Origin of the sequence: Bartonella sp. AA23NXGY, from assembly GCF_042197165.1 — a bacterium.
Classification (GTDB): Bacteria; Pseudomonadota; Alphaproteobacteria; order Rhizobiales; family Rhizobiaceae; genus Bartonella.
Genome location: NZ_JBHIRO010000005.1, coordinates 1 through 14,474, shown reverse-complemented (window position 1 = coordinate 14,474; position 14,474 = coordinate 1). Strand labels below are relative to the sequence as shown.

Annotated in this window: 21 protein-coding genes, 1 tRNA gene and 3 pseudogenes; 14 read left to right on the top strand and 11 right to left on the bottom strand. The window is 36.7% G+C overall.

Features of this window, described 5'->3' with window-relative positions; all coding sequences use genetic code 11:
- Positions 1 to 60: 60 nt before the first annotated feature.
- A complete protein-coding gene (locus ACFINY_RS03905; protein WP_375612053.1) occupies positions 61 to 1,224 on the bottom strand; it encodes a phosphoserine transaminase in 1,164 nt (387 codons plus the stop codon).
- Positions 1,225 to 1,624: 400 nt separating this feature from the next.
- Between ACFINY_RS03905 and ACFINY_RS03900 the strand changes: the two genes are divergently transcribed.
- Positions 1,625 to 1,700 (top strand) — tRNA-Phe (locus tag ACFINY_RS03900).
- Between the two features lie 99 nt (positions 1,701 to 1,799).
- On the opposite strand, the gene ACFINY_RS03895 is transcribed toward ACFINY_RS03900, so the two are convergent.
- The 7 genes from ACFINY_RS03895 to ACFINY_RS03865 form a co-directional block, all read right to left on the bottom strand.
- Positions 1,800 to 2,003, bottom strand: a complete 204-nt coding sequence (locus ACFINY_RS03895) for a helix-turn-helix transcriptional regulator (RefSeq protein WP_375619679.1) — start codon at positions 2,001 to 2,003, stop codon at positions 1,800 to 1,802.
- Positions 2,004 to 2,083: 80 nt separating this feature from the next.
- Positions 2,084 to 2,362 (bottom strand): hypothetical protein, encoded by a 279-nt coding sequence (locus ACFINY_RS03890; protein WP_375646213.1) that lies wholly within the window; start codon positions 2,360 to 2,362, stop codon positions 2,084 to 2,086.
- Positions 2,359 to 3,090: a phage antirepressor KilAC domain-containing protein gene (locus ACFINY_RS03885; protein ID WP_375700859.1), complete on the bottom strand. Its 732-nt coding sequence runs from the start codon at positions 3,088 to 3,090 to the stop codon at positions 2,359 to 2,361. Before ACFINY_RS03885 ends, ACFINY_RS03890 begins: the two co-directional genes overlap by 4 nt.
- A 356-nt stretch (positions 3,091 to 3,446) precedes the next feature.
- Positions 3,447 to 4,175 (bottom strand): Rha family transcriptional regulator, encoded by a 729-nt coding sequence (locus tag ACFINY_RS03880; protein ID WP_375612049.1) that lies wholly within the window; start codon positions 4,173 to 4,175, stop codon positions 3,447 to 3,449.
- Complete coding sequence (locus tag ACFINY_RS03875; protein ID WP_375612048.1) at positions 4,168 to 4,602, bottom strand: antA/AntB antirepressor family protein; 435 nt, start codon at positions 4,600 to 4,602, stop codon at positions 4,168 to 4,170. The genes ACFINY_RS03880 and ACFINY_RS03875 overlap by 8 nt, the downstream gene beginning before the upstream one ends.
- A 67-nt stretch (positions 4,603 to 4,669) precedes the next feature.
- The gene (locus tag ACFINY_RS03870) at positions 4,670 to 5,044 is read right to left on the bottom strand and encodes a hypothetical protein (protein ID WP_375612047.1); all 375 of its coding nucleotides are present in this window, start codon (positions 5,042 to 5,044) and stop codon (positions 4,670 to 4,672) included.
- Between the two features lie 240 nt (positions 5,045 to 5,284).
- Positions 5,285 to 5,902 carry a S24 family peptidase gene (locus ACFINY_RS03865; RefSeq protein WP_038473481.1) on the bottom strand — a complete coding sequence of 206 codons (618 nt, stop codon included), beginning with the start codon at positions 5,900 to 5,902 and terminating at the stop codon, positions 5,285 to 5,287.
- A 110-nt stretch (positions 5,903 to 6,012) separates the two neighbouring features.
- Between ACFINY_RS03865 and ACFINY_RS03860 the strand changes: the two genes are divergently transcribed.
- Together ACFINY_RS03860 and ACFINY_RS03855 are read left to right on the top strand one after the other, a co-directional pair.
- Positions 6,013 to 6,345, top strand: a complete 333-nt coding sequence (locus tag ACFINY_RS03860; RefSeq protein ID WP_375612046.1) for a hypothetical protein — start codon at positions 6,013 to 6,015, stop codon at positions 6,343 to 6,345.
- 72 nt (positions 6,346 to 6,417) lie between these two features.
- Positions 6,418 to 6,810 carry a hypothetical protein gene (locus ACFINY_RS03855; protein WP_375612045.1) on the top strand — a complete coding sequence of 131 codons (393 nt, stop codon included), beginning with the start codon at positions 6,418 to 6,420 and terminating at the stop codon, positions 6,808 to 6,810.
- Positions 6,811 to 6,818: 8 nt separating this feature from the next.
- Here the strand turns inward: ACFINY_RS03855 and ACFINY_RS03850 are convergent, their stop codons facing one another.
- Positions 6,819 to 7,685, bottom strand: a complete 867-nt coding sequence (locus tag ACFINY_RS03850; protein ID WP_375612044.1) for a hypothetical protein — start codon at positions 7,683 to 7,685, stop codon at positions 6,819 to 6,821.
- Positions 7,686 to 7,722: 37 nt separating this feature from the next.
- Between ACFINY_RS03850 and ACFINY_RS03845 the strand changes: the two are divergent.
- The 6 genes and pseudogenes from ACFINY_RS03845 (at position 7,723) to ACFINY_RS03820 (ending at position 11,056) form a co-directional block, all read left to right on the top strand.
- Positions 7,723 to 8,202, top strand: a pseudogene (locus ACFINY_RS03845) (crossover junction endodeoxyribonuclease RuvC).
- Positions 8,192 to 8,527, top strand: a complete 336-nt coding sequence (locus ACFINY_RS03840) for a DUF1376 domain-containing protein (protein WP_375612043.1) — start codon at positions 8,192 to 8,194, stop codon at positions 8,525 to 8,527. The pseudogene ACFINY_RS03845 and the gene ACFINY_RS03840 overlap by 11 nt, the downstream one beginning before the upstream one ends.
- Positions 8,517 to 9,630, top strand: a pseudogene (locus ACFINY_RS03835) (DUF1376 domain-containing protein). The gene ACFINY_RS03840 and the pseudogene ACFINY_RS03835 overlap by 11 nt, the downstream one beginning before the upstream one ends.
- Positions 9,614 to 9,952, top strand: a complete 339-nt coding sequence (locus ACFINY_RS03830) for a hypothetical protein (protein ID WP_375612042.1) — start codon at positions 9,614 to 9,616, stop codon at positions 9,950 to 9,952. Before ACFINY_RS03835 ends, ACFINY_RS03830 begins: the two are co-directional and overlap by 17 nt.
- Before the next feature lie 253 nt (positions 9,953 to 10,205).
- Complete coding sequence (locus ACFINY_RS03825) at positions 10,206 to 10,553, top strand: hypothetical protein (protein WP_375612041.1); 348 nt, start codon at positions 10,206 to 10,208, stop codon at positions 10,551 to 10,553.
- Positions 10,540 to 11,056, top strand: a pseudogene (locus ACFINY_RS03820) (hypothetical protein). Before ACFINY_RS03825 ends, ACFINY_RS03820 begins: the two are co-directional and overlap by 14 nt.
- Positions 11,057 to 11,204: 148 nt before the next feature.
- Here ACFINY_RS03820 and ACFINY_RS03815 read toward each other — a convergent pair.
- Positions 11,205 to 11,498: a HigA family addiction module antitoxin gene (locus tag ACFINY_RS03815; RefSeq protein ID WP_004856691.1), complete on the bottom strand. Its 294-nt coding sequence runs from the start codon at positions 11,496 to 11,498 to the stop codon at positions 11,205 to 11,207.
- A gap of 16 nt (positions 11,499 to 11,514) precedes the next feature.
- Positions 11,515 to 11,796: a type II toxin-antitoxin system RelE/ParE family toxin gene (locus ACFINY_RS03810; RefSeq protein WP_252619286.1), complete on the bottom strand. Its 282-nt coding sequence runs from the start codon at positions 11,794 to 11,796 to the stop codon at positions 11,515 to 11,517.
- A gap of 181 nt (positions 11,797 to 11,977) precedes the next feature.
- Here ACFINY_RS03810 and ssb point away from each other — a divergent pair, with 181 nt between their 5' ends.
- The 5 genes from ssb to ACFINY_RS03785 all read left to right on the top strand — a co-directional run bounded on the left by ssb (position 11,978) and on the right by ACFINY_RS03785 (position 14,382).
- Positions 11,978 to 12,430 (top strand): single-stranded DNA-binding protein, encoded by a 453-nt coding sequence (gene ssb, locus ACFINY_RS03805; protein WP_375612040.1) that lies wholly within the window; start codon positions 11,978 to 11,980, stop codon positions 12,428 to 12,430.
- A gap of 10 nt (positions 12,431 to 12,440) precedes the next feature.
- Positions 12,441 to 12,989: a hypothetical protein gene (locus tag ACFINY_RS03800; RefSeq protein ID WP_375612039.1), complete on the top strand. Its 549-nt coding sequence runs from the start codon at positions 12,441 to 12,443 to the stop codon at positions 12,987 to 12,989.
- Positions 12,990 to 13,084: 95 nt separating this feature from the next.
- Positions 13,085 to 13,342, top strand: coding sequence for an AbrB/MazE/SpoVT family DNA-binding domain-containing protein (locus tag ACFINY_RS03795; protein ID WP_375612038.1), 258 nt, complete (start codon positions 13,085 to 13,087; stop codon positions 13,340 to 13,342).
- The gene (locus ACFINY_RS03790) at positions 13,342 to 13,674 is read left to right on the top strand and encodes a type II toxin-antitoxin system PemK/MazF family toxin (protein WP_375612037.1); all 333 of its coding nucleotides are present in this window, start codon (positions 13,342 to 13,344) and stop codon (positions 13,672 to 13,674) included. Before ACFINY_RS03795 ends, ACFINY_RS03790 begins: the two co-directional genes overlap by 1 nt.
- 387 nt (positions 13,675 to 14,061) lie before the next feature.
- On the top strand, positions 14,062 to 14,382 hold the full coding sequence (locus ACFINY_RS03785; protein ID WP_375612036.1) for a hypothetical protein: 321 nt from the start codon (positions 14,062 to 14,064) through the stop codon (positions 14,380 to 14,382).
- The last annotated feature ends 92 nt before the right edge of the window (positions 14,383 to 14,474 follow it).

Genomic DNA, 14,474 nt, shown 5'->3' with positions numbered 1-14,474 from the left:
TCATAATCTCTCGTATCCTTTTTTGTTTAAAAACACGTTTTGAAAATCACCCGTAATTATTTAAAGCTGTGCTTTTTCAACTTGGAACGCCCACTCAAGCCATTGTGTTAAAATTTCAAGATCGGAAGCCTCAATTGTTATACCCGCCCAAATTCGAAGCCCAGGAGGAGCATCGCGATACGAACCGATATCATAAGCAACCCCTTCCTCATCAAGACGCTTCACAACCGCTTTTATAAAAGATACTCGCCTTTCCGTATCCAAAGCAGTAATCACTGGATCCACAATATCTAAACAAATAGCGGTGTTAGAACGCACTTCAGGATCTTTTGCCAAATATTCTAACCATGGCGTTTTGCGAACAAAAGCATCAAGTACAGAAAAATTTTTTTCAACCCGTGCTCTTAATGCCGCTGCACCTCCTAGAGATTTTGCCCACTTCAACCCATCAAGGAAATCCTCAACACAAAGCATAGAAGGTGTATTGATGATCTTTCCTTTAAAAATATCTTCGTTCAATTTTCCATTTTTTGTCATATAGAAAAGTTGGGGCATAGGCCAAGCTGGAACATGATTCTCAAGCCTCTCAACAGCACGAGGACTTAAAATCACCATACCATGTGCAGCCTCGCCTCCCAAAACTTTCTGCCATGAAAAAGTAACAACATCTAATTTTGAAAAATCAAGATATTGCGCAAAAGCTGCCGATGTTGCATCACAAATGGTCAATCCAGCCCGCTTATGCGGAATGAAATCCGCATTAGGAATACGCACACCAGAAGTTGTCCCATTCCATGTAAAAACAACATCCCGATCAAAGTCAAGTTGTGTTAAATCTGGTATTTCACCATAAGGAGCTTCAAAACGACGCACATCAGAAAGCTTTAATTGCTCGACAACATCTTTATTCCACCCAAACCCAAAACTTTCCCACGCTGCCATATCAATGCCACGCTCACCTAATAGAGACCATAGAGCAGCCTCAACAGCACCGGTATCTGATCCTGGCATAATTCCTATACGATGATCAGAAGGAACCTCAAGAATCTCACGGGTTAAATTAACAACTTCAGCAAGTTTTAATTCTGCTTCTCTAGATCTATGTGAACGCCCAACTAATGCATTTTTAAGAACATCAAGAGTCCAACCAGGCCGTTTGCTACAAGGACCTGAAGAAAAATTAGTATTATTGGGACGATTACTTGGTTTTTGTAACATTATCATTATTTCTCCCCTTTTAGATGTTTCTCTTTCTTTATAAAGAAAAACAAATTATTATAAAGACTAATCAATAATCTTTTTAGAAAAAAGTCAAAAATGTTGTCTATTATTTCGTATGCTTAAAATTTAGGGAAACTTTATAAAAAAATCTTTCTTAATCATTCTTCTCGATTGATTCTTTTAATTTTTTTCGTATTACCACCACGATTAGACAGCATTCTAATAACAATACACTAAAGTGTCCAATATACCTATCAAATTTATTTTATGATAAAGATTCATTGATAACGCTCTAGAATAGGGAGATAAACTTATTAAAAAATCAATTATTTTTCTTTTGATGACTGGACAGAGAAAATTTTAATGTTATAACCGCAAACGCTTTATATTTTTTATGAAGCATGCCCAGATAGCTCAGTTGGTAGAGCAGCGGACTGAAAATCCGCGTGTCCGTGGTTCGAATCCGCGTCTGGGCACCACTTTTTGTTTTTAGCATATTGAAATATATAGATTTTTTCTTTAAATAGCCATTTTCAGACCACCTTTTAGACCACCTTCTACAGCTTATATAATTTTATCTAATTTGTTCTTATTTGCTCCTTATTTTTCTTTGGAATAAAGGCTAAGATCTCTTTTTTTCTCCACCTCACTGCTCTCCCTAGCTTATATGGCTCCGGAAACAACCCCTGAAGCACCCAATTGCGAATCGTTGTTGTGGATACACTAAAAAGCTGTGCACACTCACGTGTCGTTACATATCTATCTCCATCATCAAATATCATCTCATTACCTTTCTTTTTTTTATGTTACTTAATCCCCTCCTCGTCCTATAGGACGAGGAGATGAAATCAATTGTTTAAAACTAAGCCGCTTTCGTGACAGGCTTCTGCAAACTCGGATCATAAGCTCGCAACAAAGAATCCATTCTATGGGGCAGCTCTGAATCTCCAAAATCCGTTAAAACTGCTAGAATCTTTGTAATATTTGGAATTTCATCTTGAAGTTTTAAAATCAAAGCTTTTTCTACTATGCTCATGATGTCAACCAAGTCACTACAGTCTTTGTCATCTACGTATTCACAATTGACAAACTGAGACAACGCTATCCACAAATCACATAAAAAGTCGATACTGGTATTCATTGCACACCCCCAAAGATTTGTTCTCTCAAACAAGCCAATCCTCTGGATGTGATTTTTGTTGAAGGGAGTACCTTTTCTGTACCATCTGGTCTTTGGATAGTGATAGCAGGACAGTCCATGAAACCTTTTTTGATTTTATCCTGATAAGGTAACAGAGGCGCCCCTGGAGCCCGTCGATACACCCAATCATGTTTACGCAAGTAATTGGTTAAGTCCTTTGGGCGCACCTCCAACATCTTCGCTGCTTCGATAAGACCGAATAAACCATCAGAGCGTTTTAAACCTTCCAAAGCTTCTGCTTTAGGCTTGAGTGTACTCACCTCATTTCTTAAGTCTTCTAATTGATTGATACTCTCTAAAAGGAGCTGTTTAATCGTAAGAGGATTTTCCAAAGCATTGGCAAGATTTATTTGTGGTGTTGCTACTTGTCTTTCCAATTCTTGCCAGCGGTCAATAATCTTTGCTCGTAAAGCAGTGCTGTAACCCGAAACAAGAATTAAACACTCACGTTTGGGAAGATTGTAGCAAGGAAGGGTACGACCTGTGGAATCTTTATATAATCCTGAAAAATCACTCAGCTCAATTTTGAGCTCAGTGAGTATTTGCCGAATATCCCGCATAACATTCCGATGTTCTTTACCACATAATTCTGCAATTTCACGACTCGACATAGTCTGAGTGGTAGCACTATTAGCAGTGCTTTCTTTAATTTCTATAAGTGTGTTCACTGTGAACTCCTTGGTAATAGAGGTTTTCTATTGACACTCTAAAAGAGTGCCGGGTGCTAGAAAACACGGTACCAAGTCCGTCGTCACACCTTTCCCGTGAGGGTATTGTATAGTGTAACTACACCCGACAAGACCGTTATATGCTACAGCATATAATGAGTCAAAATCTTTAATGTTCAGAAGACTGATTATTTCGGCAACCAATCCGCTTGGTATTTTAAGGTGTTCTCTAGGCACCTGATTCGACAATAGACATACTGATAGTATTTTGTCAAATAAAAAATTAAAAAATCGGCGCTTATAAACTATATCGATTTTATCAGTAAATTCGTATTTCTTTTCCATGATTGTTTCTCTTAATGCATGCTTTGTCGTTTAAGTTCTTGAGACAACACACCAATTCCTTTTGCTGTGATTTTTGCGCAAGGAATGACCTTTTCTATTCCACTTGCGGTTTGAAATGTGATGGTTGGACAATCCATAAGTTTCTTTTGGATTTTGTCTTGATAAGGAAGCAAATTTCCACCTGCTGCTCGTCTGTAAACCCAACCTTTTTGCTGTAAGAAGAGAATGAACTGTTTTGGTTGCATCTCGAGTATTTTAGCGGCTTCTGTAAGACCGAAGAGTCCATCATGGCGCTGTAAGCTTTCAAGAGCCATTACCTTTGGTTTTAAATTTGCAATAATATTATCTTTTTGTTCATTTTCATTTTTGAGATACGTTAAAACACCAAGCATAACTTGAGGACTTGAGTAGTCGATTTGTGGTATTGCTGCTTGCTTTTCTAATTCTTGCCAACGGTCTATAATCCTAGCACGTAATGTCATGCTGTAACCAGAAACTAAAATGAGGCATTCGCGTTTAGGGAGGTTGTAACAGTTTTGGGGCTTACCCTGTTTATCTAAATAGGTGGATCCAAATTTGGATTGACCCCCTTCAGGATATAATTCTCCTAACATTTGTCGAATATCACGCATAATATGCGCATGTTGCTTACCGCATAACTCTGCAATTTCACGACTAGACATCGTTTGAACTGTTGTGTTTTGAAAATTTCTTTCAGATGTTGTGATAAAATTATGCATGCTTCACTCCATTCGTTGTGACAACATTGTCATTGTGCTTGATTTGCTGTCTTAGATGTCTTAAGAAATCTTCTAATGTTTCAGGATTTGAATAATCGATTTTTGAATTTACTTTTTTTTCGCATTTCAGAAAATATTCACGCACTTGTTTACCTTTGAGACCAGGTTCACAAATGGCAATGTGTTTTTCTGTGTCTAAAGTGAGAGCATAATCTTTAAAAGGATTTCCACGTGAGGAGTTTGATAATTCTTTAGTAGAAAGTACAAAGTCGACATCTTCTCTAAAGCTAAGTTCTTTAATACAGTTTGTTATCCACTTTCTAAACTCGGTTTTTACCTCTAAAAAGGTATATAAATCACGAGCGCTAATAGTTTGAACCTTTTGATGCTGAATAATATTGTATTGAGTAGCAAGAAGCTTTTCCATTACGAACCTCATGTTGATGGGATTGATGAATGAAAGGGGGCGCTTTTAAAAGCGCCCTTTAGAATTTTTAAAGCACATCACAAGGACGCAAACGGTGTTGTTGTTCATAAGTACCGTAAATCTCATCATTATATTTTTCGTCTGCGATTTCGTCTAAAAGTTCTTGGTAAGCATCACTTTCGCGTACAAAGTCATGAACTTTACTCTCATCATGGAGATGTTCGATATTTTCTTTTACATATACTTCTGCAATTTCTTCAGAGATATCTTCACAATTATTCTCAGAAGGATTGATGCGAAAGATTTGGATTGCATCATCTGCCTCGTCAATAATTTTTAGAACTTGGCTTTCATCCAGTGGTCCCGACCGACCAATGTTTTGATCATCATCATAGACAACTAATAAGATTTCATCAGAATTTATAAGAATTGGATTTTCCATAATTTCTCCTCCCTAACGCCTCTTGGCGATTGTTTGTGCGTGGTTTATGGATATATTAGTACAATATGAATGAAATACAGTCGAGTACAAAGTGTACTATTTTTTCAAAAAAATAAAAAATGACGAATCATCGACTAATTTAAGAATCAATAAGCATGCAGTTTATTGTAGAATCAATAATCTGCTATGACTTGCTGATGGCATCTAATTGATAACTTAAATAGAGAATCTTAATTGTACTTACATGTCAAGAATAGTGCGTCGTACACGACCTATTATAGAAATGGCACCTTCAAGTTTTGGAGCTTTTATTGTTTTATCGTACGAAGCAGGCTGAAAAGGAGGATTATCATTTGGTCTATATCGCTTATATGTAGCTTGCCCAGTTTCATCTGCAATTACATAGCAGGCATTAGGTACAAGCTTTTTGTCTCGCATATTTACAAGTATTATGGAATCTGGAGGACTAATTTTATTCATGGATGCACCATCTACACGCAATGCAATCCATTCACCGGCAGGAAGATTAACAGCTTCTGTCATAGGATAATCTGAAAAATCCATTATCCCATCTTGCTCGCTTAACTCTCCAGCACTAATCCATGAAATAAGAGGAATACTTATATTAAGACTAGGATTTTCTTGAGGAGATTCACCATATAAAATCCATCCCGGATCGACGTTAAATACTTGTCCATAGAGTTCGGCTTTTTGTCGAGAAACAGGACGATTTCCATTTTCATGACTAATTAGAGTATTTTGATTAAGAGCTGATATAGCGCGCGCAGCCTCGCTCGGTGTTGCATACCCAGCATTTTTACGCGCTATTTTAAGTCTATCTTTTGGCAAATAACTCATTCGTACATTATCCACTATTTTTTTCATTCATTGTGTACGATTTTATCTTGATTTAAAATTGTACGTAATATACTATTTTGATCATAGTTAATAATTTTTATGTCAAAAATTTGATTGAGTCTTGGGGATCTATAGGTCAATTTGCGAAGGAAATCGGTTGTAGCTATGAAGCTGCACGTAAAATGCGCGATCGCAATAGTATTTCTCCAAAATATTGGAACATAATTATCCAATTGTCTGAATCCAAAGGTCCACCTTGGGTTACACTAGATTGGTTTCTTCATATGTATGAGAATAAATCTCATGGTGTTTCTCTTTTAATAACAGAACAAGGAAAAAGTACGATTTCTTTAACGGAGAAATTTACAACATCGGATGGGGCAATTCGTATGAATAATTCTACAGATAACAACAAACACCCACAGCATCATTCACACTCTTAAAGAAGAAAGATCATGAGAAACGGAATATTAAAGAAACTCTACACACAGTTTTGTAGATTAATAGGTTGTAATATGAAAATTGAGAATGGAGATAAGTTTGTGAAAGAATTTATACAAATACCGGATCGTGATTGTAGCATAGAAGATCTTATAAAACGACATAGAACTCATACAAAAGTTCTTGCAAAACAAGAAGAATGGCATAAGTCACAATTTGATAATTGGATGAGATGGCATGAAGCAACTCTTGTAGAGCGAGATAAGTCAATTGAACAACAGCAAGTAGTACTTGAAAACCTATCCTCTTTAATTAAGCAAAAAAATGAAACGCTATACAGCCAAAGGCTAAAGTTAGCTTCACAGATGAAAGTTATTGATGAATTAAACAATAAAATCATTGAGTTAATCAACAAAAAAGAAGAACCAAGATTGATCGATTTTATTTTTGCAGGAGAATGCTTTTAATTTTGGCATCAAAAAAACCACAAATGAGGATTATCAGCCAAAAAGGAATATTCAGGGCCAAATTCGTCATATGTATCTTTTGAGCGTGGATATGAGGCCCAAAAATGAACAGTGAATGTTTCCTCTGGGTTAACAATCGAAGTGTGGTCAAGTGTAAAATTTGCAATGTTGCGGGAATTAGGCTTACGGCAGCTAATTATGAAATCTAAAAAAGTGTAGCATTTAGCACGTATAATAAAAAAATTCAAAGCGAACTCTGATGAAGCATTTGATTTTATATTTTGGGGACATAACGCAATGAGTTTTGGAGTTGTTCTTTTAATGACGAGGTGTTCACCTGAAGTTTTAGATGGCCATCTAACGAAAGGGCAAGCATTTTTAACAAACTTAAAGGGACTTTTTTTCGATATGCGTATATTCCTTATCATTATATCTTCTCTAGTAAGATTTTTAATGCACAATTTCACCCTAACGCGTAAAGTGCCTTCATATTTTTGTGGGAAGAATACTGCCTTCAATTTCAAATATGGTCCCAAATCCCGTGCTTTTTTATCTTCTAATAGAATAGCTGTCTGGGTTTCTGATGCTATAGTTTGTCGTTGGAAGATTTTAAGTTGTTTTTTTAAGCTTCGTTGTTGTACAAAAAGTGTCACCATTCCAGTAACTATCGTAGCAATGATAGGAGCAATCGTAAGATTATCACTTATCCAGTGCAGCAAAAATACAGCACTATCATTTATCCGGTGCAATAAAAATACAACCTTATCAACTACCCATTCTTGCATCATAACTCCCCCCAATTTTTTAGAATCGCTGGGAGGATACTTTTTCATAAACATTTTTTCAAGACAAGCAATCACAACACGCTCTGTCATAGCACACATATAAATACGTAGAGCCTTAAGGGGGATTATGATCACTAACGCACAAACCATTTTATGTCTTGATCTAGGGACTAAGACAGGCTGGGCGATACGTGGTGCGGATGGTCATATAACAAGCGATACAGAAGATTTTCAATCACGCCGTTTTGAAGGCGGTGGTATGCGTTATTTACGCTTTAAACGGTGGCTTACTGAACTAAAGAGATCTGTTGATGAAATTGACGCGGTGTATTTTGAAGAGGTGCGCCGGCATGTGGGTACAGATGCTTCTCATATTTATGGGGGCTTTCTAGCAACCTTAACAGCGTGATGTGAACATCATCAGATACCATATGAAGGCATTCCTGTTGGCACAATTAAGAAGGCGACGACAGGAAAAGGCAACGCCTCAAAAGAAGAAATGATTAAGGCGGTATGTGCAAAAGGACATGTACCTAAAGACGACAACGAAGCAGATGCTTTAGCAATTTTATATTTGATGAAAGAAGGGGATATACATGTCCAGTAAAATACCATGGACGAGACTGTTTGCCGATAAATGGGCGGTGGTCGTCGATTATTTACCTCCTGTAGAAGGTAATATCTATATGAGATTGCGATTTCGCATGCTTCGTACTGGTGAACCTCTTTTTTATAATATTAAAGTTTTAGCTCATTACACTGGTTATTCAGTAAAGAAATTTGAGACAGCATTGAATGTTTTGCTAGAAGAGGGATACATCATTCGTTTAGAAGATGGTCGTTTGTGGAGTTCACAAGTTGAGGAGGAACTCAATAACTTCAATGAAGATCTAAATAATAATAAAGAACAGGAGGGGAAATATGTCAACTAAGTTAACTTGGGTTCGTTGTTTTCCTTCTGATTGGGTATCTGATGCTAGTGGAATGACGTCGCATCAAATATCGACTTATATGATGTTGATATTGCTTAATGTATAAGAAGAGACAGCCAATTCTTGAGAATGCCTCTATATTAGCACGCATTTCTGGTTGTTCAGTAAAAGCTTTTAATAAAGCGCTAGATTTTTTATTGAGTGATGAGAAACTGATACGTTTAGAAGACGGTCGTTTATGGAGTTTACAGGTTGAAGAGGAACTCAACAACTCTAATGAGAATTTGAATAAGTTTTCAGAGAGAGCGCAGAAGGCAGCGAAGGCAAGATGGGATAAACATACAAATGATGCTTGTGATATTAAGCATGATGCTAACAGCATGCTTAAGGATGCTAAGCATGATGCTTGTGATGCTATAACAAACAATACAAACATATATAATAAAAAAACTAAAACTATCGTTTTAGCAAAAAAAGAAATTGGTTCTGAAAGTTTAGCAACAATCGATTTGGTTGACGAACCAACAGAGGTTGCTGCTGTTGAGACCACATCAGAGCAAATCACAACGGGTGTAGACAACCAACCCCCCATTCACGAGCAAGAGAACGTTCCCAAAAAAGCAAAACGAGCGCAAGCTAATCGCAGTTGTCGATTGCCAGAAGATTTTGAACCTAATTTGCAATACGCAATCGATCAAGGATTAACGCATGATGAGGCGCTGTTAGAGTTCGAACGGTTCACAAATTACTGGATAGCAAACCCAGGTAAAAATGCAAACAAACGAGATTGGCAAAGGACTTGGTACAATTGGGTTACAAGCCCTATCGGAACGCTAGCAAAGAAAAAAGCAAGATTAGAACAGGAAAAACGGTTAGGTGGTTATCATGGAAAATTCACTCAGAAAACTTTCACAGAACAGCTTGCAGAAGGCTTCAACGAACTCAGAGATCATCTCTCATCTGGAGAAGATTATGGAAATGATCAGTCCGGGGTATCCATTGACGCTGAAGGCTGGGAATACATTGACGAAACAGGAGGAAGCGCAAACCTTAGATGCTTGCAATCGTCTACAAGCGTTGCTCTCTGTGAAAGCTTCAGTTAAACAAATTGAACAAGCTTCTTTCCTACTCTCAAGCATGAGAGTCCCTGCGAATACAGACGCTAAAGCCGTCGTTTTATCCTATGGCATGATGCTGGACCGCATTTCGTCATATGCTCTGAAAAAGGGCGTTGAAGATATCGTAACTGGTCAAGCAATTGGGATATCAAAAACATTTATGCCAACTTGTGGAGAGCTTTTAACTTATTGCCAGGCACTAGAAAATACCCTTTTTCAAAAGCCGAAAGTGTACGTAGAGCAATTGAAAACACACGTGAGAAAGCACTCAAAGAAAAAACAGCGAAAGAGCATTTTAGACCACTAACGCTTGTTCACAAGCAAGAGCTTGAAAAGGTTTTAAATGGGATTGGGGGAACAATGAAAAACATTGCAAGTTAGCAAAATAGTGAAAAGTGCTGATCATTTTACGATTAGACATGCATTTAAATCGACAAAAATGTACCGTAAAAAGCGATTTAAAGATTTTACGATGGGGAAACCATATCCGCAATATAAAACGCTCTGTACGGTCAAATTTTAGGTAAATAGACCAATTGGTAAAATTATGGACTAAAAACATGAAAATATTAAAACACCTGTTCTTAAAAAACCGTCAACAGCCAATGCAAAAAGAGTTTGTTGCAACAGCTGTTGGTTATGTTCCTTGGGGGGATGGAGCAGAGGAGTATTTTTACAACCTCTACGAATATGAAGACGGTACAAGAGAGTGTGAAAAGTTTGATGGCGGACAGTATTATACCACACCAGAAAATGCGGATTTTAGTACCAAAGCGCAGGTGAAAGCATGGGTTTACGGTGGTGCTATTCCGAAAAGCATTCTCAATTACGAACCTCTTATAGATGAGATCAACAGAGAGATCAAAAAATTATCGAAAACCGCAGGAAATAAATATGTTCACAGATAAACAGCTAAGAGCCTTGTTTGGCATTATAACTTTTATATTTTTATGTTTTTTAGGAATTAAAAAAAAATCCCTACTTTATTCAAAGTATTTTGACATTCGCATCTGTTTCTTTGGTAATAGTCACAGCGGTTTTTGCAATTTTATGCAATTCTCATATTCCTTTTGAGTTGCAGAACAATCCAAAATACAAACGCGGCAATACAACAGGTTGGAAGACATTAACACGTGATTTACAACAGTATATGCACAGACTTTTAAAGCTAATAAGTTTAGCGCTTATCGTTTTAATTTTTCCAAATAGTTATAAAGAAACTGTTTCTTTACCTTTCATTTCTAAGTATGTGGAGTACAAGCTTTCTTTTCCATTGGATACCGTACTTTGGTACTCAGATATTGCTCTTTGGTATTCTTTTTTAGTCTGTGTATTTTTCCTTATGTTACGTACACGCAGTTTAATAAATATATCTATTTACACACTACAGTGCTCCGTTAAAAAGCTATAGTAAAATTTCCGATTTTATAAAACTGTTCAGATTACGTTGTCTCTTCTCAACGTTCGATAAAATCAACAAGAGCATAAAAAACTATCGTGGGCTGCTTGATTTTAAAGAACATGACCTCTAGGTGTGAAGAAAGATGGACTAAGTATTTTTAAAGATGCCCTACTTGCTCTAGAGGTGAAATATGTGGGATTGGGCTGTTATGCCGAGCTTGCCACAAATCATGCTTTTGTTGCAATTTAAGCCAGAATTCCGCATCATTTAAACCCGCTTTTTCTAACCGTAAAGCTAAGTTAATACTAATCGCCGCATGGCAGTTTAAGACGCGGGATAAAGTTAAACGTGCAACGCCAAGACGATTTGCAGCTTCTGTTACTGTTAACCCTAATTCATCAAGCAATTCTTCTTTCAAAATGCCGCCAGGGTGTGGAGGATTGTACATCATAAGAACACCTCAAAACTCAATGGTAATCTTGATAATCAACCAGTTCAACGTCTGTCCCAATGAAACGAAAGGTAACACGCCAATTTCCATTGACACGCATTGACCAGTAACCTTTTAAATCGCCCGTAAGCGCATGTAGACGATACGATTTAAGAGTAACTTGTTCAGGCGCGGATATTGTATCTAAAATTACTAAAATGTTTGCTAATTTTTTAGCATGCGCGGGTTGTATGCCTTTGCAGACTCCTCTTTCAAAGAATAATTTCAACCCTTTATGCTTAAAACTAACGATTGCCATATATACCCTCTTGATACTATACACCATGCATTTATGTCAATTGATTATTTATCAAAGAGCATATTAAACATAATTTTATATGTTAATAATTAATAATATATCATTGAAATAATTGAAAAAATAATAAAATTACGCTAAGATTTTTTACATATTTAAATACAAATTTAAGGTAAGAAAAAACATGCTAAACAAAGTGACATTAATCGGACGCCTTGGTGCTAATCCCGAAAGCAAAACAATGAATTCTGGAGCAGAAATAGTCAATTTTAGTATAGCGACTTCTGAGAGCTATACAGATAAAAAAACCAATCAAAAAGTAGAGAAAACAGAATGGCATTCAGTTGTGATTTTTAATCCACATTTAGCAAAAATTGCACTTCAGTATCTAAACAAAGGTTCAAAAGTTTACGTAGAAGGAAAATTACAAACGCGCAAATGGCAAAATAAAAATGGGCATGACCGTTACACAACAGAGATTGTTTTACCACAATTCAAAGGCGAGTTGTATTTGCTTGATGCGAAGAAAGAGCAATCAGCATCCCCTACCCCTTCACCCATTACTTCTCAAAATTATGCTATCGCTTCAGGTGCTCAAGATTATAGAACAGCTCTTAACAATAGCGTCCCATTCTGATTGAAAAAATATGGCTAAAAGAAAAAAACATGCAAAACGTGGTCGTCCTCGAATTAAAGGATGTATCAGAGAACCAAATGGTCGTATCTCACGGACAAAAATGCCTCATGATCCCATTGATAAGTTGGCAATAGAAATACGGGCCAAACGTTTTGGCTTGACCATAGAAGAAGCAAAAAATCCGCTTTCTGCTACTTATATCGGACGGCTTTATCTGCAAGGTGTGATTAATCAAGATCAGTATGATGCTGCACAAAAATATCTTGAAGTGAGAAATGATTATCTCTGTGCAAAAACATTGCCTAGTGCAATTTATGATAAAATGCCCTCATCTTCTAATGAAGAAGCTAGAAAAAAATGGGTTGAATTTGCAACAAAACAATTTTTGAATATGCAAGAGGTAATAAAAGAAACACAACACCTTTACAGACAGCATAATTTTTATGCTGCGCTACAGTATCTTGTTAGTGAAGATCAAGAATTACCGTACCTTGTACCTTCATTGCGAATAGTCCTTAACGCTCTCCAGAAATATTTTAACCAAAAAAATAAATGCTAAATGTTTTACTAGTATATTTATAAAAGCATCAGAAGCTCTTGAAATAGCTTTTAAAATGTTATATTTTTATATAATATTTTAGAGAGGTTGTTTTTATGCATACAACGAAATTACGTAAAGTTGGAGGGTCAGTGATGCTTTCTATACCACCTTCACTGCTTGATGTCCTTCATCTTACTGAAAATGCGCAAGTTGGTTTGACTATTGATAATGGACAATTAGTTGTGAAACCACAAACATTTCCTAATTATACTCTTGATGAATTGTTAGCCCAATGTAATCCGTCAGATGATTTTGTAGATGAGGATATAGAATGGTTTGATGCTAAACCTGTTGGTAAAGAGCTGTTGTGATGAAGCGAGGCGAAATTTGGCTAGTATCTCTTGATCCATCTTCGGGTTATGAACAAAAAGGAACGCGTCCTGTATTAATTGTATCACCGGAAGCGTTTAATCGTGTAACGAAAACACCTATTGTCTTGCCTATTACAAGCGGAGGAAATTTTGCTAGAACAGCAGGCTTTGCTGTCTCATTAATGGGAGTGGGATTACATACAACGGGCATAATACGTTGTGACCAACCACGTGCTCTTGATATTGGAGTGCGTCAGGGAAAGAAAATGGAAGCAGTTCCCCCCATGATTATGAACGAAGTCCTTGCTAAGCTAGCAACATTTCTTACGTAGTTGGTTCAAATCTTTATCTCGTGCCGTAAAACATCGTTCTTTGAAACGAGGCAAAAAGCCAAGTAAAAGATTCATTTAAATGGGATTATTATTGCATCTCTTGTTTATCTGAATACTAAGTCTAGATTTTTAGAAACAAAAAATGTACAAAATATAGATTTTTTCTCTTGACAATGTGTAAAAATTTTTATTTAATGGCTGTGCTGTCTCTAGGTGTGTTGTGTCTAAAATTCAAAAATATCTCCTAAAGTTTGGTAAAATCTTAAGCTTTCAAAAAGGATTAAGTTGCTGTTTTTATTGTTAAAACAGACTAATCTATTTTGCACATATCAAAAGCCATTCAGTAACCAATGATGTCATTAATTCATTGCCTCAAAAGGAGCGAAGATGAAAGCAATCATCACCAAGCCAATGTGTGTTGTTGGCGATAATAAAAGCACTGTTCGTTTTGAAACTTCAACTCCCAATAATCCATTTGTGGAGATTTCTAATCAAGTCTACGCACGTCTCAAGCGTGCAAATGCTGCTAAACCTTTTGTTGATGTTAAAACAAAGATAAAGCCTGACAAGGGAGTTGAACAAATTAAGCAGATAGAACAAGAAGCCGTACAAACATCAACTGAATCAGCAGCTGAGGAAATTCCACTCGAACAACCCAAAACACCTAAAGCTTCCAAGCCATCAACACCTACCCCCAAAAAGGCTTAGAAGTTGAAGTTAATCATCCACCAAAAATGGTATCTTCAACAGGCAAAAGATACCTTCACAAGCCTTCAAGCCCCTCGCCTTAATTGGGCTCT

Excerpts from the sequence above, each read along its gene's own strand:
- ACFINY_RS03905 (WP_375612053.1), bottom strand. The coding sequence starts at position 1,224 with ATGATAATGTTACAAAAACCAAGTAATCGTCCCAATAATACTAATTTT.
- ACFINY_RS03895 (WP_375619679.1), bottom strand. The coding sequence starts at position 2,003 with ATGATATTTGATGATGGAGATAGATATGTAACGACACGTGAGTGTGCA.
- ACFINY_RS03890 (WP_375646213.1), bottom strand. The coding sequence starts at position 2,362 with ATGAATACCAGTATCGACTTTTTATGTGATTTGTGGATAGCGTTGTCT.
- ACFINY_RS03880 (WP_375612049.1), bottom strand. The coding sequence starts at position 4,175 with ATGCATAATTTTATCACAACATCTGAAAGAAATTTTCAAAACACAACA.
- ACFINY_RS03875 (WP_375612048.1), bottom strand. The coding sequence starts at position 4,602 with ATGGAAAAGCTTCTTGCTACTCAATACAATATTATTCAGCATCAAAAG.
- ACFINY_RS03870 (WP_375612047.1), bottom strand. The coding sequence starts at position 5,044 with ATGGAAAATCCAATTCTTATAAATTCTGATGAAATCTTATTAGTTGTC.
- ACFINY_RS03865 (WP_038473481.1), bottom strand. The coding sequence starts at position 5,902 with ATGAGTTATTTGCCAAAAGATAGACTTAAAATAGCGCGTAAAAATGCT.
- ACFINY_RS03855 (WP_375612045.1), top strand. The coding sequence starts at position 6,418 with ATGAAAATTGAGAATGGAGATAAGTTTGTGAAAGAATTTATACAAATA.
- ACFINY_RS03850 (WP_375612044.1), bottom strand. The coding sequence starts at position 7,685 with ATGACAGAGCGTGTTGTGATTGCTTGTCTTGAAAAAATGTTTATGAAA.
- ACFINY_RS03840 (WP_375612043.1), top strand. The coding sequence starts at position 8,192 with ATGTCCAGTAAAATACCATGGACGAGACTGTTTGCCGATAAATGGGCG.
- ACFINY_RS03825 (WP_375612041.1), top strand. The coding sequence starts at position 10,206 with ATGAAAATATTAAAACACCTGTTCTTAAAAAACCGTCAACAGCCAATG.
- ACFINY_RS03815 (WP_004856691.1), bottom strand. The coding sequence starts at position 11,498 with ATGATGTACAATCCTCCACACCCTGGCGGCATTTTGAAAGAAGAATTG.
- ACFINY_RS03810 (WP_252619286.1), bottom strand. The coding sequence starts at position 11,796 with ATGGCAATCGTTAGTTTTAAGCATAAAGGGTTGAAATTATTCTTTGAA.
- ssb (WP_375612040.1), top strand. The coding sequence starts at position 11,978 with ATGCTAAACAAAGTGACATTAATCGGACGCCTTGGTGCTAATCCCGAA.
- ACFINY_RS03800 (WP_375612039.1), top strand. The coding sequence starts at position 12,441 with ATGGCTAAAAGAAAAAAACATGCAAAACGTGGTCGTCCTCGAATTAAA.
- ACFINY_RS03795 (WP_375612038.1), top strand. The coding sequence starts at position 13,085 with ATGCATACAACGAAATTACGTAAAGTTGGAGGGTCAGTGATGCTTTCT.
- ACFINY_RS03790 (WP_375612037.1), top strand. The coding sequence starts at position 13,342 with ATGAAGCGAGGCGAAATTTGGCTAGTATCTCTTGATCCATCTTCGGGT.
- ACFINY_RS03785 (WP_375612036.1), top strand. The coding sequence starts at position 14,062 with ATGAAAGCAATCATCACCAAGCCAATGTGTGTTGTTGGCGATAATAAA.